This is a genomic window from Paenibacillus sp. YSY-4.3, assembly GCF_054767475.1.
The window spans coordinates 60,414-84,291 of record NZ_BAABMC010000005.1 but is presented as its reverse complement, the minus strand read 5'-3'; the positions used below and the strand labels follow the sequence as shown (position 1 = coordinate 84,291).

The 23,878-nt window shown below is 50.7% G+C and carries 26 protein-coding genes and 1 riboswitch; of the genes, 6 read left to right on the top strand and 20 right to left on the bottom strand.

The window, feature by feature from the left end; all coding sequences use genetic code 11:
- Positions 1-7 precede the first annotated feature (7 nt).
- Both sda and ACYUJT_RS17100 read right to left on the bottom strand, forming a co-directional pair.
- Positions 8-148, bottom strand: a complete 141-nt coding sequence (gene sda / locus ACYUJT_RS17105) for a sporulation histidine kinase inhibitor Sda (RefSeq protein WP_148499871.1) — start codon at positions 146-148, stop codon at positions 8-10.
- A gap of 283 nt (positions 149-431) precedes the next feature.
- The gene (locus ACYUJT_RS17100; RefSeq protein WP_460324365.1) at positions 432-1,094 is read right to left on the bottom strand and encodes a YheC/YheD family protein; all 663 of its coding nucleotides are present in this window, start codon (positions 1,092-1,094) and stop codon (positions 432-434) included.
- 184 nt (positions 1,095-1,278) lie between these two features.
- Here ACYUJT_RS17100 and ACYUJT_RS17095 point away from each other — a divergent pair, with 184 nt between their 5' ends.
- Entirely contained in the window at positions 1,279-1,494 is a 216-nt protein-coding gene (locus tag ACYUJT_RS17095) for a hypothetical protein (RefSeq protein WP_460324363.1), read from the top strand.
- Between the two features lie 154 nt (positions 1,495-1,648).
- Positions 1,649-2,875: an AI-2E family transporter gene (locus ACYUJT_RS17090; protein WP_460324361.1), complete on the top strand. Its 1,227-nt coding sequence runs from the start codon at positions 1,649-1,651 to the stop codon at positions 2,873-2,875.
- A gap of 105 nt (positions 2,876-2,980) precedes the next feature.
- Here ACYUJT_RS17090 and ACYUJT_RS17085 read toward each other — a convergent pair whose 3' ends face one another.
- Positions 2,981-3,337 (bottom strand): HesB/IscA family protein, encoded by a 357-nt coding sequence (locus tag ACYUJT_RS17085; protein ID WP_460324359.1) that lies wholly within the window; start codon positions 3,335-3,337, stop codon positions 2,981-2,983.
- A gap of 246 nt (positions 3,338-3,583) precedes the next feature.
- On the opposite strand from ACYUJT_RS17085, the gene mqnE reads away from it, so the two are divergent.
- Complete coding sequence (gene mqnE, locus ACYUJT_RS17080; RefSeq protein WP_460324357.1) at positions 3,584-4,690, top strand: aminofutalosine synthase MqnE; 1,107 nt, start codon at positions 3,584-3,586, stop codon at positions 4,688-4,690.
- Between the two features lie 81 nt (positions 4,691-4,771).
- Positions 4,772-5,833 (top strand): NAD(P)/FAD-dependent oxidoreductase, encoded by a 1,062-nt coding sequence (locus ACYUJT_RS17075; protein ID WP_460324355.1) that lies wholly within the window; start codon positions 4,772-4,774, stop codon positions 5,831-5,833.
- On the opposite strand, the gene ACYUJT_RS17070 is transcribed toward ACYUJT_RS17075, so the two are convergent.
- Entirely contained in the window at positions 5,830-6,072 is a 243-nt protein-coding gene (locus ACYUJT_RS17070) for a YuzB family protein (protein WP_460324353.1), read from the bottom strand. The two genes, ACYUJT_RS17075 and ACYUJT_RS17070, sit on opposite strands and share 4 nt — an antisense overlap.
- Before the next feature lie 81 nt (positions 6,073-6,153).
- On the opposite strand from ACYUJT_RS17070, the gene ACYUJT_RS17065 reads away from it, so the two are divergent.
- The gene (locus tag ACYUJT_RS17065) at positions 6,154-6,399 is read left to right on the top strand and encodes a NifU family protein (RefSeq protein ID WP_055105863.1); all 246 of its coding nucleotides are present in this window, start codon (positions 6,154-6,156) and stop codon (positions 6,397-6,399) included.
- A 159-nt stretch (positions 6,400-6,558) separates the two neighbouring features.
- Here the strand turns inward: ACYUJT_RS17065 and ACYUJT_RS17060 are convergent, their stop codons facing one another.
- The 7 genes from ACYUJT_RS17060 to ACYUJT_RS17030 form a co-directional block, all read right to left on the bottom strand.
- Entirely contained in the window at positions 6,559-7,332 is a 774-nt protein-coding gene (locus tag ACYUJT_RS17060) for an SDR family oxidoreductase (RefSeq protein WP_460324351.1), read from the bottom strand.
- 162 nt (positions 7,333-7,494) lie between these two features.
- Positions 7,495-8,355, bottom strand: coding sequence for a MetQ/NlpA family ABC transporter substrate-binding protein (locus ACYUJT_RS17055; RefSeq protein ID WP_460324349.1), 861 nt, complete (start codon positions 8,353-8,355; stop codon positions 7,495-7,497).
- 120 nt (positions 8,356-8,475) lie between these two features.
- On the bottom strand, positions 8,476-9,144 hold the full coding sequence (locus tag ACYUJT_RS17050; RefSeq protein ID WP_460324347.1) for a methionine ABC transporter permease: 669 nt from the start codon (positions 9,142-9,144) through the stop codon (positions 8,476-8,478).
- Entirely contained in the window at positions 9,144-10,157 is a 1,014-nt protein-coding gene (locus ACYUJT_RS17045) for a methionine ABC transporter ATP-binding protein (RefSeq protein ID WP_460324345.1), read from the bottom strand. The genes ACYUJT_RS17050 and ACYUJT_RS17045 overlap by 1 nt, the downstream gene beginning before the upstream one ends.
- Positions 10,158-10,287: 130 nt before the next feature.
- A riboswitch (SAM riboswitch) is annotated at positions 10,288-10,445 on the bottom strand.
- A gap of 111 nt (positions 10,446-10,556) precedes the next feature.
- Positions 10,557-11,273, bottom strand: a complete 717-nt coding sequence (locus tag ACYUJT_RS17040) for a Cthe_2314 family HEPN domain-containing protein (RefSeq protein WP_460324801.1) — start codon at positions 11,271-11,273, stop codon at positions 10,557-10,559.
- A gap of 84 nt (positions 11,274-11,357) precedes the next feature.
- The gene (locus ACYUJT_RS17035) at positions 11,358-12,311 is read right to left on the bottom strand and encodes a COX15/CtaA family protein (protein WP_460324343.1); all 954 of its coding nucleotides are present in this window, start codon (positions 12,309-12,311) and stop codon (positions 11,358-11,360) included.
- A 190-nt stretch (positions 12,312-12,501) separates the two neighbouring features.
- A complete protein-coding gene (locus ACYUJT_RS17030; protein WP_460324341.1) occupies positions 12,502-12,864 on the bottom strand; it encodes a thioredoxin family protein in 363 nt (120 codons plus the stop codon).
- A 128-nt stretch (positions 12,865-12,992) separates the two neighbouring features.
- On the opposite strand from ACYUJT_RS17030, the gene ACYUJT_RS17025 reads away from it, so the two are divergent.
- Positions 12,993-14,249: a DUF2515 family protein gene (locus ACYUJT_RS17025; protein ID WP_460324339.1), complete on the top strand. Its 1,257-nt coding sequence runs from the start codon at positions 12,993-12,995 to the stop codon at positions 14,247-14,249.
- A gap of 5 nt (positions 14,250-14,254) precedes the next feature.
- Here ACYUJT_RS17025 and ACYUJT_RS17020 read toward each other — a convergent pair whose 3' ends face one another.
- The 9 genes from ACYUJT_RS17020 to ACYUJT_RS16980 form a co-directional block, all read right to left on the bottom strand.
- Positions 14,255-15,889, bottom strand: a complete 1,635-nt coding sequence (locus tag ACYUJT_RS17020; protein ID WP_460324337.1) for a putative polysaccharide biosynthesis protein — start codon at positions 15,887-15,889, stop codon at positions 14,255-14,257.
- Positions 15,890-15,937: 48 nt separating this feature from the next.
- On the bottom strand, positions 15,938-16,423 hold the full coding sequence (locus ACYUJT_RS17015) for a DUF456 domain-containing protein (protein ID WP_460324335.1): 486 nt from the start codon (positions 16,421-16,423) through the stop codon (positions 15,938-15,940).
- 7 nt (positions 16,424-16,430) lie between these two features.
- The gene (locus tag ACYUJT_RS17010) at positions 16,431-17,174 is read right to left on the bottom strand and encodes a Cof-type HAD-IIB family hydrolase (protein WP_460324333.1); all 744 of its coding nucleotides are present in this window, start codon (positions 17,172-17,174) and stop codon (positions 16,431-16,433) included.
- A gap of 84 nt (positions 17,175-17,258) precedes the next feature.
- Positions 17,259-17,708, bottom strand: a complete 450-nt coding sequence (locus ACYUJT_RS17005) for a GNAT family N-acetyltransferase (RefSeq protein ID WP_460324331.1) — start codon at positions 17,706-17,708, stop codon at positions 17,259-17,261.
- A 152-nt stretch (positions 17,709-17,860) separates the two neighbouring features.
- Positions 17,861-18,742: a metal ABC transporter permease gene (locus tag ACYUJT_RS17000; protein ID WP_460324329.1), complete on the bottom strand. Its 882-nt coding sequence runs from the start codon at positions 18,740-18,742 to the stop codon at positions 17,861-17,863.
- Positions 18,742-19,701, bottom strand: coding sequence for a metal ABC transporter permease (locus tag ACYUJT_RS16995; protein WP_460324327.1), 960 nt, complete (start codon positions 19,699-19,701; stop codon positions 18,742-18,744). Before ACYUJT_RS16995 ends, ACYUJT_RS17000 begins: the two co-directional genes overlap by 1 nt.
- Positions 19,702-19,708: 7 nt before the next feature.
- On the bottom strand, positions 19,709-20,467 hold the full coding sequence (locus ACYUJT_RS16990) for a metal ABC transporter ATP-binding protein (RefSeq protein ID WP_460324325.1): 759 nt from the start codon (positions 20,465-20,467) through the stop codon (positions 19,709-19,711).
- Positions 20,468-20,515: 48 nt separating this feature from the next.
- Positions 20,516-21,490: a metal ABC transporter solute-binding protein, Zn/Mn family gene (locus tag ACYUJT_RS16985; protein WP_460324323.1), complete on the bottom strand. Its 975-nt coding sequence runs from the start codon at positions 21,488-21,490 to the stop codon at positions 20,516-20,518.
- A 173-nt stretch (positions 21,491-21,663) separates the two neighbouring features.
- Positions 21,664-23,703 (bottom strand): peptidoglycan D,D-transpeptidase FtsI family protein, encoded by a 2,040-nt coding sequence (locus ACYUJT_RS16980; RefSeq protein ID WP_460324321.1) that lies wholly within the window; start codon positions 23,701-23,703, stop codon positions 21,664-21,666.
- Between the last annotated feature and the right edge of the window lie 175 nt (positions 23,704-23,878).

Here is a 23,878-nt window from a genome sequence, read left to right as displayed (position 1 = left end):
TAATCATTTAATGTACTATCGTTAGATTGATTTCCAGGTTACGCTTATGGATTTCTGCCAACAGAAGAGCAATGAACTCCATGTCTAGCTGCAATTCAGTAGCCATATGATAGGATTCGAGAAGCATTTCGTCTGTTAACATCGCCATTGGTAACACATCCTTTCTATTTTTTTCCTAAATTCATATAGAGATCATATCAAGAAATGAAGAGTGGAACAAGCGTTCTGTTATCCACAGTCGATTGTGGAAATCCTGTGAATAACTTGTGAGTAATTGTCTAAAACAGTTGAAATATATATTGGGGTAATGTGGACAAAAGTTATTCACAGGTTACACAGTCTGTTTTTTCGCCAAAAAAATTTTAATCTTAAATAAACACTCCATTAATACTTACCTATAAATCGACCCAAATAAACACAGTTTTGTAATGTTATTGCGGACGAGTGTTAACTTCAAAAATCCAAATCCTGCCGCTTGTATCAATGCCATAATCAAAGCCCAGCTGTCCAACGCCAGGGAAAGCCGACTCCATAATGGCAATGCACTTATTAGTCAAAGAGCGCATTTCTCCGCGTTTTTTACGGGTGGAGACATTTCCAAGGGAACGCCTTAGCCCCTCTCCAGCACTAAGCTGAGTGCCGCCCTTGCTCAGATTCGTCACGAACAGTCCCGGACGAGCAAGCCGGCCCACCATGGCACGATATACCCACTTTCCGTTCTGCTTAACAACCTTAACCCGGTAGTCGATGGGTCTTCCCTGGATTTTCGCCAGATGGATACCCTGCTGAATGATATATTTTCGGCCAACCTTGGTTCTATTCAACGATTGGATCATCGCGTCAAAGCTTTTAAAATTCCGGGTCCGGGACATATAAGTAAACCCATAGATTCCGCCTGTATAGGTTACCTTAATGACTCCGTATCCCCCTCCGCCGCGAACCGGTTTAATAACCGCCATCCCGAACTGTTGCAGCACACCCCGCAGAGCTTCCGCACTATATCTCCGAGTCTGTGGGATATGGACTGCTACCTCGGCATTTCTAAGAAGGGCTTCCGTCTTCAACCATTTGTCGGCTAATTGTCTTCCCGCCATGACATTCTCCCCTTTCTGGCGTTATAAAATATACATACTCAGGACAAGGCTCTTGTTCTTGTATGATTGTCCGACAGCGGACGCCTGTTTTAGAAGAGTCGTTTTTCTTTGCAAAATCCATGTTTTGGCGTATAGTAATTTTGGTGCAGTGTTTATTTCGGAAAGAGAAAAGGAGGATCATGTTTTGGAAACGGATTTTACCGCGTCGCTATTCGGGGTATTGTATTGGGTTGCTATGATTGCCATGTCTCTCGTTCTCATTGCAATTACCATTGCGGTGTTCGCCATAGGCATTAAATTTATCAAAAGCTCGCGAAAATTGCTGGGCGGCGGCTCCATTTTGTTCTCGATCATTGCTGCGACCATGATCATAGTCATGATAAAGAGGCAATTTTTATAATAAAACGGCCAATGCCAGTGGATTCATGCCGCTCTAGCTCTACGTAAAGCGGGGGCATGGGTCTTTTTTTTGCAATTTACTGAAACCAAATTTTATTTATACGTATTACTAATAATAGAAACAACTAGGTTGCTGACAGGGGGGCCATTTTTTCATGAGTAGTCCGGAAGGCTGGAATCACCGGTTCAAGAAATTTTTCATTAATAATCGCTTCGTATTGTTTTTGCTTGTGCTGCTGCTGATTGGTTTGAATATTTTTGTGCTGACAAAAATATCGTTCGTATTCAAGCCTCTGATCGTGCTGCTTAAGACTGTGCTGGTTCCCGTTCTGCTGACGGGAGCGATCTATTATTTACTGAACCCGCTGGTAAATTGGCTGGAGCGCAAAGGCATTCCCCGTGCCTATACAATCGTTGCGCTATATTTGTTCATTATCGGGATCATTACGATTATTGTCATATCCGTTATCCCGCTCGTTCAAGAACAGGTAGACGGCCTGATTCAAAACTTCCCGAAATACAGCTATGAAGTGCAGCTTCAGTTTGAGAGCCTGATCGGAAGCGATTTCTATCATCAATTCCAAGAGTCCAGCGGCTTCAATCTGACCGACCTCGCCCAAACGATATCCGAGCGGGCATCCTCCATTTTGCGGAATGCCTTTAGCAGCATCGGCGGATTCGTGGGCGCAGTCGTTGACATCGTGCTTACCTTAGTGACAGTGCCGTTCATTCTGTTCTACCTGCTAAAGGATGGGAAGAAGCTGCCCCATTATATTCTGCGATTCGTTCCGGTCAAGCTGCGGAATCAGACACATCGCGTCATGACCGAGGCGAACGGCCAAATCAGCACCTACATCCGCGGACAAATCATCGTCAGCTTCTGTATCGGGGTGTTGCTGTACATCGGCTTTTTGATCATCGGACTAGATTATTCGCTAGTGCTGGCAATTATCGCTTCTTTTACCAGCGTCGTTCCTTACTTGGGGCCGGCCATCGCGATAACGCCTGCCTTGATCATCGCTATCGTGACTTCGCCGTTCATGCTTCTAAAGCTCATTGTTGTATGGACCGTCGTCCAGCTTATTGAAGGGAAATTCATTTCCCCGCAAATTATGGGCAAAACCTTGCGGATTCATCCGATCACAATTATCTTCGTTATCCTGACGGCCGGAAATTTGTTTGGCGTTGCAGGGGTTATCCTTGCCGTTCCAGGCTACGCCGTACTGAAGGTCATTTGCACCCACCTCTTCCAATGGTTTGAGCAGCGCTCCAAACTGTACGAGGAGGAAGACGATGCCGGCCAGAACCTGCCAGATGTAGAGGTAACCGTCAACGTAGACGCTCCTGTCGCCCAAGGTGCGGACAAGCAAGAGCAGGAATAACATAAACAAGCCGCTTTCCTCAAGGGAATGCGGCTTGTTTATTATTTCAAATCGCCTATCGCGGCTTCTTTCATTTTGCAAAATATAAGAGTGTTACTTTAATTATCAATCACAAACTTCCGGTTTGCCTTCCTCGTCCTTCATGCGGAACGACTGGCCGCAGCCGCAGGAAGCTATCGCATTCGGATTATGGATCGTGAAGCCGCCGCTCATGCCGGATTCCTTGAAATCAATCTCCAACCCGTTCAAGTAGCGGACGCTGTGTTTATCTACAACGACCTTAAGGCCGCTAACATCCATATGCACGTCTTCCTCGCTCTCCTGATCATCCAGGCCCATCCCATATGAAAAACCGCTGCAACCGCCCTCGTTCACGCCAAGACGAAGGAACATATCCGGCGTCTCCTCCTGCTCCAGCATTTGCTTAATGCGGACCATTGCGCTATCTGAAATGTTAATCATCTGTCTTCACACTCCTTATCCTTACTTTATTAAAGTATACTCCACATCACCGTCCCTCTCAAGATATGTGATTTTTATTACATTTTGTTGCCCACTTACAAAGGGAAGTTTATAATAGGGGAGGTGGTACATACTGTCTAATTGGATACTCTCCAGCTGCGGCGAAAACGGCAGTCGGGACTTTTCTTTCATCCTATTATGCCAGCGCCGCCAGAGTCATCTCATGGAAACGGAGGTTTTTATTTCATGTCTATTGCAATCAGCCCGAATATCGACAGCAAAATGGCGGACATCGTAGCGAAGGTCCGGCAAGGACAGCGTCTAACGCTGGAGGATGGGGTATATTTATATGAAAGTGATGATTTGTTGACCATTGGTCAGTTAGCAAACGAGGTCAACCTTCGGAAGAACGGCCGCAAAGTCTATTTCATCGAAAATATGAGCTTATATTTTACGAACGTTTGCGAATCCTACTGCGCCTTCTGCAATTTCCGCAAGGATCAGGGGGAGGAAGGCTCGTACACACTGTCCGGCGAAGAGATGGTCGCTTACGTGGAGCAGCATATCCACCCGGGCATTCGTGAATTCCATATCGTCGGCGGCCACAACAATCATGTGCCGTTTCAATATTATGTAGATTCACTAAAAGCACTGAAGGACCGGTTCCCAGAAGTGACACTCAAAGCATATACCGCTGCGGAAATTGAATTTTTCACACGAATCAGCGGCCTTAGCACGCAGGAAGTATTAATAGAACTGCAAAAGGCTGGGCTCCAATCCCTAACGGGCGGCGGAGCGGAAATCCTGTCCGATCAATACCGTGAAAAAATGAAAGTCGATAAAGCGAACGTCGATCAATATCTCGATGTTCATCGCACGGCACACCAGCTTGGTATGAAAACTCATACGACCATGCTCTACGGGGCTATCGAGACCCATGAGGATCGCGTCCGCCACATGCTGCAAATTCGCGATCTTCAGGACGAGACGAATGGCTTCATGGTCTTCATCCCGCTATCGATGCAGCCGCGGAATAAGAATGCCGGCATCACTCGCCGCAACTCAGCCTATGAGGATTTGAAGACGATCGCCATCAGCAGACTGATGCTCGATAACATCCAGCACATCAAAGCTTACTTTATCAATATCGGCGTACAGCTGACCCAAGTGGCACTGACCTTCGGCGCATCGGACGTGCATGGAACGATTATAAAAGAGCGGATCAGCCATGCGGCGGGAGCACTCACTCCAGAAGGACTGACCCGCAAAGAGCTGATCTGGCTCATTCAGGGAGCCGGACGCATTCCGGTAGAACGAGATACCTTCTATAACGAGATTCAGATCTACGAATAAAGCTACAATACCAGCCTTCATGGCTTCACGATACAATACAGCGAACACTCTGAAGAACCGGATAGAAAGGACATCGATGAGATGAAACAATTCGTCATTCTTGGTGGAGGCTATGGTGGAACCGCCGTTATTCATGAACTGTTCAAGGGATTTATTCCTTCCGACGTTCAAGTCATTTTAGTGGACCGGATGCCATTTCAAAGCTTGAAAACCGAATATTATGCTTTAGCTGCCGGCACGGCTTCCGATTATGAGCTGCGTGTGCCGTTTCCGAGCTACTCCGGGTTGCAGATTAAGTACGGAGAAATCAGCTCGGTCGATTTGGACTCCCGTTTAATCCATTTTGAGGAAGGCGATCCGCTGCAATATGACCAGCTCGTTATCGCTTTGGGCTGTACCGATAATTACCATGGCATTCCGGGTGCCGAGGAGTATTCTTTTGGCATTCAATCCTTCTCCGCTGTACGTGAAGCCTACTTGCAGCTTAACAACATCAAGCCTTACGGCAATGTGAACGTCGTTGGCGGTGGACTCAGCGGGGTGGAAATTGCCGCCGAGCTGAGGGAGAGCCGCCCCGATCTCAACATCAGTATCGTCGACCGCGGCGCACGAGTACTATCAGCGTTCCCGCCCAAAGTATCCGGCTACGTTACCAATTGGTTTGATGAGCATGATGTAATGACATTATCGAACATCTCCACGACCGGACTGGAAAAGGGAGTCATCCATCATGCGGACGGCGAGATCATCTCTGACGTAACCATTTGGACGGCAGGAATTCAGCCTCCCGCTCTCGTGCGAAACTTAGAAGTCGGCAAAGACCGCCAGGGCCGGGTGCTGCTGAACGAATACTATCAAATTCCCGAGCATCCTGAGGTCTTCGTATGCGGCGACTGTGCCAGCCTTCCCTTTGCGCCAAGCGCTCAGGCGGCCGAAGGACAAGGCCAGCAAATCGCCCAGGTCGCCTCGGCGTTATGGCGCGGCGAGCAGCCGAAGCTCCAGAAGCTGAAGCTCAAAGGCACCCTTGGTTCGCTAGGCAAGAAGGCAGGATTCGGATTGATGGGCAAAAGACAAGTAACCGGAAGAGTTCCGCGTATTCTGAAGAGCGGTGTTCTCTGGTTATCTCGGCACCATATCGGCTAGCCGCTTTCCGATTTCACTTCAGCTATTCTGCGAATGATTACATCATATAAAGCGCTGGCCGACTCGGCTTCTACGGTCTCGCCGTTGACCAGCGCATAGGGCGACATATAACACATGCCGCATCCGGTGAGGCAGCCGTATTCATAAACTTCACAATCCGGATGCTGCTCCAGCTTTTTCATCATTTCATCCGTTCCGAAATGGGCATTATTCGCGCAAAATTCTATGATTACCTTCAACCTGGACATCCCCCATTTTACGGACCATTTAATTTTAAGCTTATTTGTACTATAATATATAAAGGAAAGGAGTTGAAAACAATGAGCGAAAATGTACAAGATAAATTGTATGACGAAGTATTGGAAGTTCTGGATAAGCTTCGCCCCTTCCTGCAACGCGACGGTGGTGACGTTGAACTCGTCGATGTTGAGGATGGCATCGTTAAATTGAAGCTGGTAGGCGCATGCGGCAGCTGCCCAAGCTCCACCATCACCCTGAAAGCGGGTATCGAGCGCGCGCTGTTTGAAGAAGTGGAAGGCGTACAAGAGGTCGTCCAAGTATTTTAACGCAAATAACTCCTTCAGATACAAACTCGAAATCAATTATGGAGTCGTCGGCTCTTGCTGACATACAGCTTCCGTAATTTTAAGAAACTCGGCTTCTCCGGTCTCCCGGATCAGCCGAGTTTTCTTTATTGGGCGAAACAGCCCCTTAAGACAATCATTTCAGGATGGTTTGATCCACGGCCGGATCGGGTCGAGTCCGCCGGAAATATCCATGATGTTGCCCGTAATGAAATCGGAATCCTTATGACATAAGAAGGCGATGACCCTGGAAATATCCTCACCGCTGCCCGGGCGCCCCAAGGGAGTTTCCCCGTCCGGCAATCGGCGTGCTTCTTCGATCGACATCTCTTTATTGCCTCCGCGAATGTCGCCTGGACAGACCATATTCACCGTAATGCCGTACGGTGCCTCCTCTACTGCAAGCGTCTTCGTGAAGGATACAAGTCCCGTTTTGGCAGCAGCATATACCGCGCGGTGCGGCCAGGCCCGCGACTCCGCCGCATGTCCGAAGCCGAAATGAATGATGCGTCCCCAGCCCTTATCCCGCATCCCCTGCAGTACGTAATGATCCAGGAGCATGGTACCAACCAGATTCCCTTCAATCATGGACAATATTTCAACCTGGGTATAGTCCGCAAACAAGCGCCGTTCCCGAATGAACGGGCCGGCATTGTTGACGAGAATATCGACGGTTCCCAGCTTGGCTACTACTTCATTCGCCAATGCTTCTATCTCTTCGCGCTGCGATATATCGGCCTTTACCGCAATGCACGATACACCCAGCCCTTCGATCTGCCGCCTCAGGTCAAATGCCTCAGCTTCGCTATGTACATAGTTTAGTGCGATATGACATCCTTGTTCCGCAAGCGTCAGCGCCGTCCTTCTTCCGAGTCCTTTGGCGCTTCCGGTAATCAGGGCGACTTTTCCCTTCAATGTCCTTCTCCTCCTCATCCTACATACACATATATCAAGTATAAAAGATTTGGAGCATTCCCACAAACGACAAGCCCTTCCGAATGCTAGAGGCCAGCAAACAAACAAAAATCCCGCCCCCATAATGGGTGACGGGATTGGAATATCATGCAAAAGGACGATTTAGAATACAGGAACCAATGCTCCCTCATACGTCTCTTCGATGAATTTTCTTACATCATCCGAAGTCAGAGCTGTCGCCAGCTTCTGGATCGCATCGGAATCCTTATTGTCTGGACGTGCTACCAGCAGATTGGTGTAAGGAGAATCCTTATCTTCGATGAATAGGGAATCTTTAATCGGATTCAAACCTGCTTCAATCGCATAGTTCGTGTTGATCAGCGCGAAATCTACTTCATCCAATTGGCGGGGCAGCATAGCAGCCTCAAGCTCAATAATGGTAAAGTTCTTAGGGTTCTCAACAATGTCGGCTTTCGTAGCCGCAATTCCAGCGCCTTCTTTCAGCTTGATTAGCCCTTGCTTCTCAAGAAGCAGAAGCGCACGCCCGCCATTGGTAGGATCATTAGGAATTGCTACTTTTGCGCCATCAGCGATTTCATCTGCAGATTTATACTTTTTGGAGTATGCCCCAAATGGCTCAACGTGAACACCTACAACGGACACAAGATCCATATTGTTTTCTTCATTCTGATTGTCAAGATAAGGCTGATGCTGGAAGTAGTTTGCATCCAGCTGCTTCTCAAACACCTGTACGTTCGGTTGAACATAATCCGTAAATTCTTTGACTTCCAGTTCTACGCCTTCCTCTTTCAACTTCGGAGCGACGAACTTCAGGATGTCAGCATGCGGCACAGTAGCGCCTACGACCAGTTTAACCGGTTCTGCCGGTGCAGATTGCTCCGCGTTCCCAGCATTGTTTTGCGGAGCCTCTGCAGCCCCGTTGCCATTGTTCTTGGCGTTTCCGCAAGCGGCAAGTACCAGAACAAGCGCCAGCGTCAAGAAAGATAATGTCCATTTTTTCATTGCAGTATGCCCTCCTAATGAATATGTTTTTTTTGAATAAGGATGTGCTAGAGGTAGTTCAAAAAGTACTGAAACTTTTTGAACTCTTATCTTAAGCAGCACGATATATATTGTAATTCCTTATTTCCTCGTAAAATAAATAACAAGACGGTCGCCGATCATTTGCAGCAGCTGCACGAAAATGACCATAAAGACAACAGATACGATCATAACTTCCTTTTGGTAACGATGGTAGCCGTACCTGATCGCCAAGTCTCCAAGTCCTCCGCCCCCAACCATGCCCGACATCGCCGTATAGGAGACGAGCGTAACCGCCGTAATCGTCATCCCCGCAATCAGGCCAGGCAGCGATTCAGGCAGCAGCACCTTGCGGACAACCTGCAGCGGAGATGCCCCCATTGCCTGAGAAGCTTCGATCACGCCTCGATCGACTTCACGCAGTGAAGTTTCGACGAGACGCGCAAAGAACGGAGCAGCTCCAACCACGAGCGGCAGGATCGTTCCTTGAACACCTATCGACACTCCGACAATAGCCCGGGTCAACGGAATAAGCACGACGATCAAGATAATAAACGGAACAGAACGGACAATATTAACAATGATCGACAGTATCCTGTATAGCCAACCGATCATCCAGTGATTCGACCGCGAGAAGCTATACAGCATAATCCCAAGCGGCAGGCCAATCAAAAAAGTAAAGAAAGTCGCGTAGCCCATCATCTCAAGCGTATCACCGGTAGCTAGGCGCATTTCATCCCAATTGACCTTAGAGAAATCGAGTCCATACATTATCCGATCACCTCCACGTCAAGATCGCGCTCCCGCAGCAGTTTAAGCGTTTCGTCTACCCTGGCGTTATCGCCTTCGAAGGAGACCGTCAGTTGGCCGTAAGGGAGATCCTTAATCGTTGAGATAGTCCCCTGCAATATGGCAAAATTAACGCCAGTCTCTCTAACAACTTGGGACAACACCGATTCATATGTTTTCGCGCCCAAGAACGTAATTTTGACCAGTCTCGCCCAATCGGGCAGTGGAACCGACGTAGTCTGTAAAAAACCTTGCTCTCCTGCATTCCGGCTGATGAATTCGCGCGTAACCATATGCTGCGGCTTCAGGAACACTTCGGTGACCGGTCCCTCCTCGACGATGCCGCCTTGATGAATGACGGCAACCCGGTCGCAGATGCGCTGAATGACATGCATTTCGTGTGTGATCAGCAGAATCGTCAAATGGAACTTGCGGTTAATTTCCAGCAGCAGATTCAGGATCGAATCCGTCGTCTGCGGATCAAGGGCGGATGTCGCCTCGTCGCAGAGCAGCACGTCAGGGTCGCTGGCGAGCGCCCGGGCGATGCCAACCCGCTGCTTTTGCCCTCCAGACAGCTGAGCAGGATATTTCTTCTGGTGCTCCGTCAGGCCGACGAGCGCCAGAAGCTCATTCACTTTAGCCGCTATTTGCGCTTTCGAAACACCCATCAGCTTTAGCGGAAAAGCGATATTGTCATATACAGTCGCTGAGGACAGCAGATTGAAATGCTGAAAAATCATGCCGATTTTCCGGCGCTGCTGCTGAAGCTCGCTCCGCTTCAGCTTGGTCAGTTCCACGCCGCCTACCCAGACCTCGCCCTCCGTTGGCCGTTCCAGCAAATTGATGCAGCGGATGAGCGTACTTTTACCGGCCCCGGAATGACCGATGACCCCGAAAATTTCGCCCTTTTTCACGGTAAGGTTCAGCCCCGACAAAGCGGTGGTCGTTTTTTGCTTGCTGCCGTATGTTTTGGTGAGCTGTTTGAGTTCAATCAAGCTTGTGTCCCCCCGTTACACATAATGTCGCTATATACTCTGTACATAATTACCCTTCCGCGTACTGGCTGATCATATAAATAAAGAGCCCTGCAGATTCCGAGGGCTCTCTTTACGTAAAGACAATGCCTTCTCATCTACCAAAACCGCCCGCTATTTCACGCCATGCGATCTTGAAGGAATTAGCACCATGACATTTGCCGAAAGCTGCAGTATCCATGCCGCAGTTCATTGCAAATCGGTTGCTGGGCTTCATCGGGCCTTTCCCTCCGCCTCTCTTGATAAGAAAATATAAAATTTTATGAAAGAACATCATTGAATCTTTCTGAAACTGTTCTAGAAATAGAGTATAGATTCTTTCCTTCTGTTTGTCAAAGGGAATTACTTTATATCTATGCGCTAACTCTGTTTAACTTTTTTCCATCTTTGGTTCGTGTAAACAAATACGGTATGCAAAGTCTCGCACACCATCATATACCCATGCTCCAAATCGTCCAGATTCTTGTCAAGGTTCTCTAGCTCGATCTTGCTGTTCAGCCCCTGATGCCGCTGCCATAAGTCATCCTGCATTTCCGCATTCATATAATGGATTTCCGTATTGCGGCGGCGGCGCAGCATGCTCATCGCTTCCTTGTGCTTATCCTTAATGGCAAACAGATCGTTCGCGAGCTCCAGTTGCACCTTCAAATAACGGAATTGGCGCAGCACTGTAAAATAGGAGAAATGTGCCTTCACTTTGGATGTCTTCAAATCAAACAGTTCGTTCAGCACCGTTCCCAGCTTGTCCAATATAGAAAATACACGAATAAATCCGTCTTTGTAGAAATACACGTATCTGGCGTAATCGCTTCTCTCAGCGGCGGACATATCTTCCAAATAATCATGGGTAACCTTCCGCCGAAAAAAATTAGCCGCATATTTGCACTGCTCCAGCTCATCCAGGGATGAGATCAAGCCGTAAATCCATATTTCCAGCTTGCGGAAATCATGCGAGGGATCCTGATGCAGCTCCATTTCTTTATGAAGCAGCTTGATCGTCTTGGACATGGCTTCCATCGTATCCGCCAATATTCCTTCATTCTGTCTAGGAGGTTCGCCAAGCAGTGTGCGCAGCATATCCATTCCTCGCTTCCCTGGATGTGGTACAGCTTTTTTTATTGTGTCACGCTTCAAAACGATTCATAAGCTTTCTTTAACAGCTTACGATTGGCCGGGTTTGATGGTTTTTCCCTGCAAACGGCTCATTTGCCACGTTCGGACGCATAAATAGGACAGCACACCGAACAGGGCCGCCAATACGACGATATGCGCTAGCGACGTAAACAAATATACATGATAATTGTTCATCGTAAAGACGATGCCTGCTCCGGTAAATACCTGAATGACGGCAAGGATCGTCGCGGTCAAGCCTAAAGCACGCACTTCGCCGTTATCTGAGTGCTTCCAGTAAGCAATATGCCCCATGATTGCAATAAGGATTAGCAGCAGTGCAGCAGCCACCCGGTGTATAAAGGCAATCGCCACGCCGCCCGTCAGCTCCGGCACCAGCTGCCCGTTGCAAAGCGGCCATCCCAGACATCCGCCCGCGGAATCGGTATGGCTCACATACGCGCCAATATATACGACGATATAAGTATAACCAGTCGCCGCCCAAACCAGGTTGCGGAAGGCTTTGGACACCCGGGCCGTCGGGGCCGAAGGGGCCCTCCCCTGTCTGGCTTCATCCTCGCGAATACCAAGCGCCAGCATGATCGAACTGGCAAAGGCAATGAGCGAAAAGCCGAAATGCAGTGCCATGACCGCTGACGACGTCGGATAAACGACGGCCATCGCTCCCATAAAAGCCTGAACCATCACAAATATCAGGGCCAGCAGCGCATAGGTCTGCAGGTCTTTGCGGTTTTTACGGTATCTCCAGAAGGCCACAAACGCTGCTACGGCGAGCAGGCCGGCAGCTCCGCTGACCGCCCGGTGCGAGTACTCAATCAATGAGGCCACCGTGTGGGCCGGAACGAATTTTCCATGGCAAAGCGGCCATTCGTTGCCGCAGCCAAGGCCCGATTCCGTCTTCGTAACAACGCTTCCTCCCAAAGTAGCCAGAAACATAACAAAACAGGAAAGATAAGCGATCCATTTCAGTTGTTTCGTGTTCAAAGGTTTCTCACCTGCAATTTAGGATTAATAAGAATATTTTTGTCTCTTCAAATATGCATTTCCAATAAATCATTCTTCATTATAACCGATAAGCACCAGGACGGCATATCAAAACTGTGACAAAATGTTCAAAAATAAAACATCGCCCCTCTGTGATTGCGAAGGGCGATGTGATTTATGTTGTTGCAGCTTATTCTTTTCTTTCCGGCGTATCATGAAGCGTGTGATAAACATCCAGCGCTTTGTTCAGGAAATCCTCAATCTCCTCGCGCGACTTCCGCAGCTTGTTCACGAATCTGACCAACTCTCTTCCGTCAGCATAGGCGACAAAGCTCGGAATGCCCAGAATGTTCTGCTCCTGGCTGACTTCACCTACTTTATCGACGTCGACTTCGATGAGGGTCAAGCGGTCTGCGTACTTCTCCTCAACCTCCGGCATGAACGGATCGATGAACTTGCAATCGCCGCACCAGTCCGCTTTGAACACGGCGACGATCAAATTGCTGGATTGAATGCTGACGTTGAATTCTCCGGCGGATGCCACTTGTTTCACTTGAGATCATTCCTTTCCGTGTATCGTACGTACTCTAGTTAAGTCAATCAAATTGAAGAGTGGAAGTCAAATCTTTAGGCCATACTTTGTAATAAAACGTTGTTGTGAAAATAAAGCGAGGAATGCATATGAAGCAGAATCGTCTCACACGGGTGCTGATGAACTTACCTTCTGCGGTTCGGGATGCGATCCGCGGCAAAGCGGAGGACATTGCCTACTCAACCAAATTGCGCGAGGAGCCTCTCCCGCTCGATTGGAATGAGGCAGCCGCACGTACGGTTTCCAAGGAAATCGAAGAGCTCCTGAAACGGGGGGCGGCCTACCGGACACAGGACGACGAGGAACTGACCCGGGCCGACCGGGAATTGGCCGAGGATATCCTGACGGCTACAAGCCGCGCAGGAATCAGCAACATTACGCGCACCGCCGCTTATTTGGAGTGCTATGAGACTTGCCCCGAGCTCCACTGGGCCTTCCTGGCCCATATGCTATCCCGAAACGCAGGCTGGAATATGACCGATCTTCGCGGAAGCCGGATCGCCGATATACTGAATGAAGATGGTAAGCGGGCGACGTACCGGTTTCTGGAGCGCAGCAATGCGCTTATTTTTCAAGATGCCTATCCGCAGCTGCTGTTGTACCAGAAGAGCCGCGAGCTCGGTGCAAGCCAGTTCCATTTGCTGCGTTATTTCAGCGTATCGCGGTTCATGAGGCCCTTCTGGGAGCGTTTCTGGATCGACCGGAGCAGCGGGCTGCTGACCGTTGGCCTGATCATCAATGAACAGAACTATATCGAGCAGCGGGTCATTCGGCACCCTTTCTATCAGCGGCACGTTTCCGAGAAATCGAATTTCCACCTATATAGCCTGGCGGGCCTGAATCAGTTGATCATCCCTCTTCTCGAGGGGACGAGCGTCACCCGCCTGGCCGGCCGAACCGTCACCGACTTCGGCAGCCTCCCCGCCCGCATCGCGCTAGGCAAGAGCCTGTACGCGATGCTCATGGGCCTTGGCGCCGTGCGCAGCGGCGCCGAGGCCTTCGCGCGAGCGGTGCCGCACAGCGGCTCGCGCGCCGATTATTGGCCGGACATCTTCACGGCCAATAAAGAAGAAGCTCTGACCGCCCCTTGGCAGGGGTCAGAGCTTCTAGAGAGCGAGACGCTGCCGCCCGGCGAGCGTCTCTACAGCCCCAAGCTCCTGGATGCTTGGGGCGACACGCCCTATGAGCCAATATCCCGTGAGGATTGGCTCAAGGACACAGGCGCGCTGGACGGCATCAGCGCGCCTCAGACGCCGCTGCTCTGCGACATCAGCCGCGAGCACCGGGCCGGCGTGCTGAAGTCAGCGCTCGCCCACGATGCCGCCGAATCCATCAAGGCGGATTAGCGGCATTATCGTCCTTGGCTCGGCTGCCCTCCGCGCTGCAATCGCATCAGCGGGGACAACAGCTTGCGCAGCGGCCTCGGATAAGAGGCAAGCTCGTCCTTTCGAACGACGCGCAGCAGAACGAGCAAAACCGGGTACAGGCCGACGACCGCCAAACCAACGATGCAGCAGGTGATGAAAAAGGCCAGGCGATCCGGCAGTACGGACACCAGGCGGATGCCCGCTTGGTTGAGGCCGTAGCCGACGCCTGACAGCAGGACAACCGTCAATAGGAAGCCCATCCAGCGGCCGCCCATGATCGAGAAAGACACGATCTTCTTCATCGTTCTGACGTTCAGCAGCGTGATCGTCAAGAAGCAAAGTATCGTCGCGAGGATGATTCCGTAAATCCCCAGCAATGGAGCGAGCAGCAAGCTGAGCGCCAGCTTCACCGCCACCCCGATGCCGACGTGAACCATAGAGAGGTTCACCTTGTCCACCCCGATCAGGATGGAGTTGCTGATCATCATCGTAATCTGAAAGATCGTTCCGAGGGTCAGCAATGCGATAATGCTGCTGCCATCACGGGTACTGAACAGCAACCCGTTGACGGAATAAGCCGCTGTAGTCAGCGCGATGACCATAGGCATCCCCGTCAATACCGACACGCGCATCGCCAGCGTAACCTGCTGATGAAGATGCTCCTCATCCTTCCGGGCAAATGCGGCCGAAATGATCGGCAGCAGCGACGTGCTGAGCGCGATCGCCAGAATCGGCGGAATGCCCGCGATCATTTGAGCACGGTTCCCCAGAATACCGAGGATATACGTCGCCTGCTCCGGACCAATATGCTGGCTGAGCAGCGGCTTCAGAATCGAGCCGTCGATGAAGTTGACCGCAGGCACGGTCAGCGAGGACAGCACGATCGGAATCGACAGCTTAAAGATTTCCAAGTAAATTTTGGAGAATGGCAGCCGGTTGGGATCATCTTTAGCCTGAAGCAGGCCGTCCTCCCGGTCCCGACGCTTCGTCCTTGCGTTGAAATACAGCATGACGATCAGCGCGGCCACACCGCCAAGCACAGCTCCAAACGTCGCCGCCGCGGCAATTTCCTCACCTTTGGCGTTCATATGGTACAACACAAAGGCCAGCGAAATTCCCGAGCCCACGCGGACTATTTGTTCAATAACCTGCGATATGCCGCCCGCAATCATGATGTTGCGCCCTTGCAAATAACCACGTATGATCGCAATCAACGGAAAAATCAGCAAGGCCGGCGCCAGCGACCTGATGGCGATAGCTGCCTCCGGCACGCGGGAAGCTGCCGCGTAATAAGGCGCGGCAAAATACAGCAGCAAAGACATAAGAATGCCGGTAACGGCTGCAAACCAGAGGGCGGCCTGATAAATCCGCTCCGACTCGGCAGGCCGATCAAGGGCATGACGCTCGGATACCATCCGGCTTAACGTACTCGGCAAGCCCGCGGTAGCGAGCGGCAGGAGCATAAAATAAATCCCGTTAGCAAGGACATAAGAAGCGTTTCCGACGTCTCCCAATATATGCTCTAACGGTACGCGCTGAAATAGGCCAAGCAGCCTTGCGATCAGCGCGGCTCCAGCTAAAATCAACGTTCCTTTAACAAATGATTCCTTCTTGGACAACGATTTTTCCTTCTTTCCACTTGATTAGGCAAAAATCAAGCCTTCCCACTAAAAAGATGCGATCCATATTACGAACAGGATAATCATCGCGAGCTGCAGCACAATCTTCACGGCCATGCTGCTGAGCAGACCGACGACAGAGCCGATTCCGACCTTGAACGCCTTGGACAGGCTCTCGCCCTTAATCAGTTCCCCGATCATCGCTCCGATCAGCGGGCCAAGAATAAGCCCAAACGCTGGGATAACAAACGGACCGATAATAATTCCAATCGTGCTCAGCCAGACCGACAGCTTACTGCCCCCGTATTTCTTGACGCCCCAGGCGCCGACGGCGTAATCGGCCACGAGCAGAGCCACGACGATCAGCGTCTGGACAATCCAGAAGACCGGCCCCAACGCCTCGAACGAGAAAAACCACCCGTAGACGAAAAAGGCCCCATAAATGGCCAGCACTCCCGGAAGCACGGGAAACACCGCCCCGGCCATTCCGGTCACGAACAGCGCGATAACAATAATCCAGCCGAGTATATCCAAAGGCGGATCACTCCTCCGTCAAAATATAATCGCGAATGATCAAGGCAATTCCGTCGTCATCGTTCGAAGCCGTGACAACGTCGGCGTTCTCCTTGACCGCGATTTGCGCGTTCCCCATAGCAACGCCGAGACCCGCAGCCTGAATGGCTGCCAGATCGTTCAAGCTGTCACCGACCGCCACGACTTCCGACATTTGCAGGCCGAGCAGCTTGCAAACCATCTCCGCCCCGCTCGCTTTATTGACCCCTTCTGGGTTAATTTCAAGATTATAAGGGGACGAGTTGGTGATCTCCAGCCCGCTTAAATTTTGCAGCTCCATGTTAATCTCATGGCGAAGCTGGTCGTCATTGGTCGTATAACCGAATTTGAGCCACTGGTTGCGCTCCAGCAGGTTCGGGTCCCAATTATCTTCCCTATATAGGCCTTCCACGGCATAAGCCCAGAAGTAAACACCTTTCTTTACGGCAATTTCATGCATTTGGCCAATTAGCCGGTAATCAAACAATTCACGATGATACAGCTCATGGGGCGTTCGCCACACCTCGCTGCCGTTGACGGTAATCATCGGGGTATCGAGTCCCAACTGCTCTCCGTAGGAGACGGCTTCATCGTAGCTTCTTCCCGTCGACAAGCAAACATGCACGCCCGCAGCCATCGCTTTGCGCAGCCATTCCTCCGTCTTCGGGGAAATCTCATGATTGCTGTTCAGCAAGGTTCCATCCATATCCAGTGCTAGCAACTTGTACTTCAATACTGCTCCTCCATCCTAGATGCAATTTTTTTCTCTATATATAACGCCATTCTACCATAATCCCAATGAAGACATACGGACTGCCTAATTTCTCCTGAGCTCGGTAATGAATACGCCCGGGGCAACCTCGGTATCCCTGATCTGCCGAAAGCCGAACATTTGGTACAATCCCTTGGCAGGAAAATTCAACGCTCCCGTATTTACGCGAACCGAACGGCCCTGTGAGATCGTCTCCACAATATGCTCAACGAGAATGGTGGCGATTTTCTTGCGAAAATGATACGGATGCACGACCAGTCGGCATATCTCGACCTCTTGCTCCATCTCCTCGTAAGAGATGAAGGCCGCAAGCTCCCCGCCCAGCAAATATCCGACGAACTTCTCCCGGCATTGCATCATCGTTTCCACGGTATCCTGCAATTGAGGAATGCCGTCATAACCGATCAGCTCTGCTTCAACCTTATAGGCGGGAATTTGTATATCAATCATTTTTCTGGCTGTATCGTAATTCGCAACGTCCAGCTTGATCAGCAAGCGCCAACAACTCCTTTGCTCCACAGTATTTATTAATACATTACATTACTCCTTGATCAACATTCAACACTTTTAAAAGGCAAAAGAAGCCGCATTCCGCAAATTCCGGAATTGCAGCTTCTGGAGCCTAGCTATGGCGCCATATTATGCCACTATACTGTCATCGATTTCATGCGGCGCCGCTTATTGTACCGTGCGACCAGACCATGCAGCGGGGAAAATAAGAAAGCCAGCAGAAACAGCAGACCCGCTACGGTGATCATCGAACCGGCAATCGACGCATCGAGCCATTTGGCAAAATAGTATCCTCCAGTCGAGCTGAGCGCACCGACTAATACGCTGTACAGCAGCATTCGGCTCAACCGGTCTGTAAGCAAATAGGCTGTCGAGGCCGGAACGATCAGCATGCCGACGACGAGAATCGCACCGACGCTCTCAAAGGAGGCTACCGTAGAAAGCGATACAAGCCCCATCAGCAGGTAATGGAACAGCGCGACGGGAATGCCGACGGCAGCGGCCAGCGCCGGATCGAAAGCGCAAAGTTTGAATTGTTTGTAAAACAGGCCGATCACAAGCAGGACAATAAACAAGGTTATGCCAAGAAACCAAACGGCGGCAGGACCCATGTTATAACCATTGATAATAAGAATATCCCATTGCACATAAGCGATTTCCCCGAACAGGACGCAATCCAGGTCGAGATCGATATTCGCGGCATTACGGCTGATCAATATGACGCCGATGGCAAACAGCGCCGTAAAGACGATGCCGATCGAGGCATCCGATTGCAGTCCTCCCTGCTGCAGCAACTGAATGAGAAACACCGTAATCAGGCCAAGCACAGCCGCGCCGACCATCATAAGCAGAGAATCCCTGGAGCCGCTGATCATAAAAGCGATGGCAATCCCCGGCAGCACGGAATGGCTGATCGCATCGCCGACCAGCGACATTTTGCGCAATACGAGAAAACAGCCGAGAATGCCGCTGGCGGCGGCAACAAGTGTCCCAGTTAGAATAATCCAGAAATCGGACATTATTCCGCCCCTCCTTCGGCTGTATGCTGGCTAATCGTCGCAGTAGCCGTATGAATTTCCAGGCTTTCGCGCACATCCTTTTGCGTGCGTGTGTGCCGTATCCATTTTGCAAAAAGCCCTCTTCGCGGCGCAAATACAAGCGATACAGCGAATAAAGCTGTTGCGGCAAGCACCGTTACAGGTCCTGTCGGCAAATTGGACAAAGTCGAGCTGATCAATGCGCCCGTAACGCCCGACAGAGCGCCGAACAGACCGGCTAGAATCACCATGACGCCCAGCGCGTCCGTCCAGTAGCGCGCAGCTACCGCAGGGGTAATCAATAAGGCAGCGACGAGAACGACGCCAACCGCCTGAATGCCCACGACTACAGCGACGACCGTCAACAGGAGCAGCAATTGCTCATACAAGCCGACCTTTAATCCCATCCCCCGGGCAAAGCCGGGGTCGAAGCTGACGAGCTTGAATTCTTTGAAGAACAGCAGACACACCAAGACGAGCGCAATCGAGACGGCTCCCATTAAATAAACGTCGGATAACATCATCGAGGCGGCCTGCCCGAACATGTACTTATCCAGCCCGCTCTGATTGCCGTTTCCGCTATGCTGAATTTTCGTCATTAAGACGACTCCGATGCCGAAAAAGACTGTAAGAACGATGCCTAATGCGGCGTCCTGCTTGATTCTGGAGTAACGGGTCACGAAATGGATGCCGAACGTTGCCAGCATTCCTGACAGGATTGCCCCGATCATGAACAATCCCACCGATTTCACACCGCTGAGCATGAAGGCGATACAAATGCCCGGCAGAGCGGCATGGGCAAGCGCATCTCCAAGCAAACTCTGCTTACGTAGGAACGTGAAGGAACCGATGACTCCGCTGCCTAAACCGAGCAGCAGAGAGCCCATCAGAATCCATCTCATATTCGGGTCGCTTAACCACCCAAGCATAGATACGAGCATCTTTCCATCACTCCATCTCTATCGGTACGGCGGCGAAATCCTGAATCATGGCAATTCGCCCTCCGTACGTTCTCTGCAAATTTTGCGGGGTAAATGTGTTCCCTGTAGTCCCTTCCGCAACTAATTCTCCATTGAGCAAGAGAACATGGTCGAAATATTCCTTAACTGTGGCCAAGTCATGGTGGACGACCAATACGGTCTTACCCTGCTCCTTCAAATCGTGAAGCAGTCCGATAATCGCCTTCTCCGTCGTCGCATCCACCCCGGCGAAGGGCTCATCCATGAAATACAGTTGGGCATTCTGAGCAAGGGCCCTGGCGAGAAACACCCTCTGCTGCTGGCCTCCGGACAGCTGGCTGATTTGACGATCGGCAAAGTCGGCCATACCGACTTTACTGAGACAATCGAGCGCAATCCGCCGTTCCTCTGCACCGGGCCGGCGGAACCAGCCTAAGTGGCCGTACCGCCCCATCATCACGACATCCAAGGCGTTCGTCGGAAAATCCCAATCGACCGATTCCCGCTGCGGAACATACCCGACTAGTTTGCGCTGCTCTTCATAAGGCTTGCCGTAAATCTTCACTTCCCCGTCCACCTTCGGAATCAGGCCGAGCACCGCCTTAAGCAGCGTGGACTTCCCCGCCCCGTTCGGGCCTAGCACCCCAATGAGTTTCCCGGAAGGAATTTGAAAAGAAACGGAGCGCAAAACCGGTTTCTTCTGATAGGCTACCGTTAAATTTTGCACTTCCAGCGGATATGAATTCATCTATTATCGCTCCTTTATATCCATAGGCAATCGCTGACATCCTACATTTTATTTCAACGCTTCAACAATGGTGTTTACATTATGGCGAACCATCGTTATATACGTGTCCGCACCCGAACCGGGTTCGCCCATCGAATCGGAGTACAGCTCGCCGCCGATGCTTACGGTATGCCCTTTCTCCTTCGCCCCGGCAATGACCGCTTCCATCGCTTTAGGCGGAACACTCGACTCCACGAACACGGCTTTGATTTTATTGTCGACCAAGTAATCCCGCAGCTTGCTTACATCCTTGGAGCCGTATTCAGCCGCCGTGCTAATGCCCTGCAAACCCATGACTTTCATGCCGTAAGCATCCCCGAAATATCCGAAGGCATCATGCGCGGTGACCAGCACCCGCCCGGACTCCGGTATTTCATTAATTTTGTCCTTGATCTCAGCGTCCAGAGCATTCAGCTCCTCAATGTACGCCTCAGCATTCTGCCGATACAGCTCCGCATGATTCGGATCATAAGCGGCAAGCGTGTCCCGAACCGTTTCCGCAGCAGAAATCCACAGCTTAACGTCAAACCAAATATGCGGATCGAATTGTGTGCCATTGGTATCCGCCCCGGATCGAAGCAGGGCCTGATCGATATCCTTTGAGACCGGGACCGTGTACTTGTGACGCCCAAGCTTCTCCAAAATTTCTGTCATTTTCCCTTCCAGATGCAGACCGCCGTAAAACACCATGTTCGCCTTATCCAACCTCTGGATGTCCCCCTGAGAGGCCTTGAATAAATGCGGATCAACTCCCGAACGCATCAGCGCTGTGACATGAACCTCAGTACCGCCAATTTGCTGAACGAGATCGGCAATCATGCCCGTTGTGGTCACGACCTGTATAACCTCCTGCCCTTCCCCCCGCGCGGCATGCATTATCCCGCCCTCGACTTTGGAGCAGGCTGCCACTATGATCAACGCCAGTACGCCAAGCGTCATTTTCAAACGCTGCAGCGGACTCTTCTTGACTTGAAACTGATTCATGCTCTTCCCTCCCATATATCCTGGCAATTTTCGCATGTGTTGAACGGGGAAACATATGTTTCCCATACCCTCATTTGTTTACCTTATAAAATAAAGTTTCCCTAGTGCAAATTTTAAGCCATACCCATACAAAAAAGCAAGAGAAATATTTTCTCTTGCTTCAATCTTCCGACTTAAGCACCTGATTCGTTGCTTTGTCCCTCCCGGCCCTGCTTCTTAGGCGCGCCGTCCAGCCCGTATTCCCAATCGTATGCCTCAAAGATTTTACGGGCAATCGGCGCTGCGCTCGTCGCGCCGAAGCCGCCTTCCGGTACGACGACGGCCACAGCCAGCTTTGGGTTCTTCCGGGGCGCAAATGCGATGAACACCCCGTTATCGATCAGGCTGCCCTTATAAGTCTGCTCCGAGGTTCCCGTCTTACGGGCAAAATCATACGGGAAGCCGTTAAAGGCTGACACATCCGTCTTCATCCCAGCGATGACTTTATCCCAGTGCTCCTTCTTGAAGTTCACTTCATTCAGTACTTTAGGTTCGAACACTTTAACCACATTGCCCTTAGAATCAGTGATTTTACTGACAAGGTGCGGCTCCATCCGTTTGCCGCGGCTCGCCAAGGTAGCTGCATACTGCGCTAATTGCAGGGGAGTATATTTCGCCTGCTGGCCGAAGGAGGAATAGACCAGTCTTGCCAGAGGAGTCTCTCCCTCGTCCCGGTAGTCCAGCATGCCATAAAACTCCCTCGGCAAATCGACGCCGGTCGATACACCCAGGCCAAATTCTTTCATATACCCGTCCCATACTTCAATTCCTTCGTTCTTATACTTTCCGTAGAGCTTTTTGCCTACCATATCGACCATAAAAGCGTTCGATGATTTGTATATCGCCTTGGCCGGATCCATCGGGCCGTAGGCAAAGCGGCCGGAATTCCGGACACTGGAGGAGTCGTTTTTCCCAAAATAAGCAATCCCTTTGTCATTGTAACTAGCATTCGCCGAGAACAAGCCCTCATTCAGCCCGATAAGAACCGACAACGGCTTGACCGTTGAACCGAGATATACTGTGGACTCAAACTTATGTCCGGAGCGTCCCGAGCTGATCGGAGTAATCGTCCCGTTCTGATAATTATTCTCGATCCGCTTCCAATCCTCGGCAGATATCCCGCCGCTCTGCCATACGTTTACGTCATAGTCCGGCATGCTGGCCATCGCCACGATATTCCCCGTCTCGACTTCCATAGCGACGGCATAACCAGTTTTGGCATCCGGATGCAGCTTCCCGGCGGTTCGGTTCCCATGCAGCCAGTTCAATTGATCGGTTATGGCCTGCTGGGCAGCCAGCTGAACATTTTTGTTGATCGTCGTGTGCAGGTCATACCCCTTCTGGGGCGCGGTCAACTCTGGAATCCCCTTGACCATGTTCCGCGAATTCACCGCGATTTTTTTGAAGCCGTTTTTTCCGCGAAGCTCTTTTTGATAGTACAGCTCCAATCCATCGTATCCCACATTCTCGACTTCAGTATATTGTAAAGCCGGATCGGTATCGTCGGATGCTTTAATTTCCTTGTAGAAATCCAAATTCGTCGACGCATTCGCGTATTTCCTCATGTATCCTACCGTCTGAACGGCGACTTGATCCTGGTCATAATAGCGGACGCTCTCTTCCAAGACTTCGATCCCTGGAAATTGTTCCTTCCGCTCCAGGAAATAAGCGATTTCCCGTGAGTTGAGCCCCATCTTGATCAGCCGGGGTTCAAAGCCGCTTGCCTTCCGATACTCCAAATCCAAAGCCTCAACAATTTCGTCAAACGCCGGCGACTCGCCGCTTGCATCGCCATGCGCATCGAAGGCCGCCTTCAACTTCTTTGCTAATTCCATAGCCTCGGGGCGATTCTCTCTTCCACGCTCCGTACTCTGGCTGTAATCCTTCTGCAGCGTAATATACAGAGATTGCACCGACCTGGAATAAGCCAATTTTTCTCCTCCTGCAGCGTAAATCGTCCCCCGAATTGGCGGAAGCGGAACATCCTTCACCTTCAACTCCATTCCTTGCTCCGCTAACGAAGGCCCCTCAACAAACTGCAGAATGGCCAGACGGACGATGATTACCGTAAAGATCGCGAATGCGCTAAAAAAGAAAACATTCAGGCGAATATTAAAATGACGCTGCAGCCTGCTCTCCTGTTCCAGGGTATCCTCCGAATATATACTCTTCATCGCATCACTTCTCAACTTTCCATTAATATCTCATAATATGAAATAATTGTAACATGCATACCGAGAAAAGAGCCAGAATCTTTGCGATGAACTACGGGACTTAAAAAAGACAAAAAGAGCGGCTCCGCCTGGCTTATACCAGGGAAGCCGCTCCATATTTTCGCTGAATTTTAAT

What these genes read in the sequence shown, in the direction of transcription:
- sda (WP_148499871.1), bottom strand. Translation starts at nt 148, where the DNA reads ATGGCGATGTTAACAGACGAAATGCTTCTCGAATCCTATCATATGGCT.
- ACYUJT_RS17100 (WP_460324365.1), bottom strand. Translation starts at nt 1,094, where the DNA reads ATGGCGGGAAGACAATTAGCCGACAAATGGTTGAAGACGGAAGCCCTT.
- ACYUJT_RS17090 (WP_460324361.1), top strand. Translation starts at nt 1,649, where the DNA reads ATGAGTAGTCCGGAAGGCTGGAATCACCGGTTCAAGAAATTTTTCATT.
- ACYUJT_RS17085 (WP_460324359.1), bottom strand. Translation starts at nt 3,337, where the DNA reads ATGATTAACATTTCAGATAGCGCAATGGTCCGCATTAAGCAAATGCTG.
- mqnE (WP_460324357.1), top strand. Translation starts at nt 3,584, where the DNA reads ATGTCTATTGCAATCAGCCCGAATATCGACAGCAAAATGGCGGACATC.
- ACYUJT_RS17075 (WP_460324355.1), top strand. Translation starts at nt 4,772, where the DNA reads ATGAAACAATTCGTCATTCTTGGTGGAGGCTATGGTGGAACCGCCGTT.
- ACYUJT_RS17065 (WP_055105863.1), top strand. Translation starts at nt 6,154, where the DNA reads ATGAGCGAAAATGTACAAGATAAATTGTATGACGAAGTATTGGAAGTT.
- ACYUJT_RS17055 (WP_460324349.1), bottom strand. Translation starts at nt 8,355, where the DNA reads ATGAAAAAATGGACATTATCTTTCTTGACGCTGGCGCTTGTTCTGGTA.
- ACYUJT_RS17050 (WP_460324347.1), bottom strand. Translation starts at nt 9,144, where the DNA reads ATGTATGGACTCGATTTCTCTAAGGTCAATTGGGATGAAATGCGCCTA.
- ACYUJT_RS17040 (WP_460324801.1), bottom strand. Translation starts at nt 11,273, where the DNA reads ATGCTGCGCACACTGCTTGGCGAACCTCCTAGACAGAATGAAGGAATA.
- ACYUJT_RS17025 (WP_460324339.1), top strand. Translation starts at nt 12,993, where the DNA reads ATGAAGCAGAATCGTCTCACACGGGTGCTGATGAACTTACCTTCTGCG.
- ACYUJT_RS17000 (WP_460324329.1), bottom strand. Translation starts at nt 18,742, where the DNA reads ATGTCCGATTTCTGGATTATTCTAACTGGGACACTTGTTGCCGCCGCC.
- ACYUJT_RS16995 (WP_460324327.1), bottom strand. Translation starts at nt 19,701, where the DNA reads ATGCTCGTATCTATGCTTGGGTGGTTAAGCGACCCGAATATGAGATGG.
- ACYUJT_RS16990 (WP_460324325.1), bottom strand. Translation starts at nt 20,467, where the DNA reads ATGAATTCATATCCGCTGGAAGTGCAAAATTTAACGGTAGCCTATCAG.
- ACYUJT_RS16985 (WP_460324323.1), bottom strand. Translation starts at nt 21,490, where the DNA reads ATGAATCAGTTTCAAGTCAAGAAGAGTCCGCTGCAGCGTTTGAAAATG.
- ACYUJT_RS16980 (WP_460324321.1), bottom strand. Translation starts at nt 23,703, where the DNA reads ATGAAGAGTATATATTCGGAGGATACCCTGGAACAGGAGAGCAGGCTG.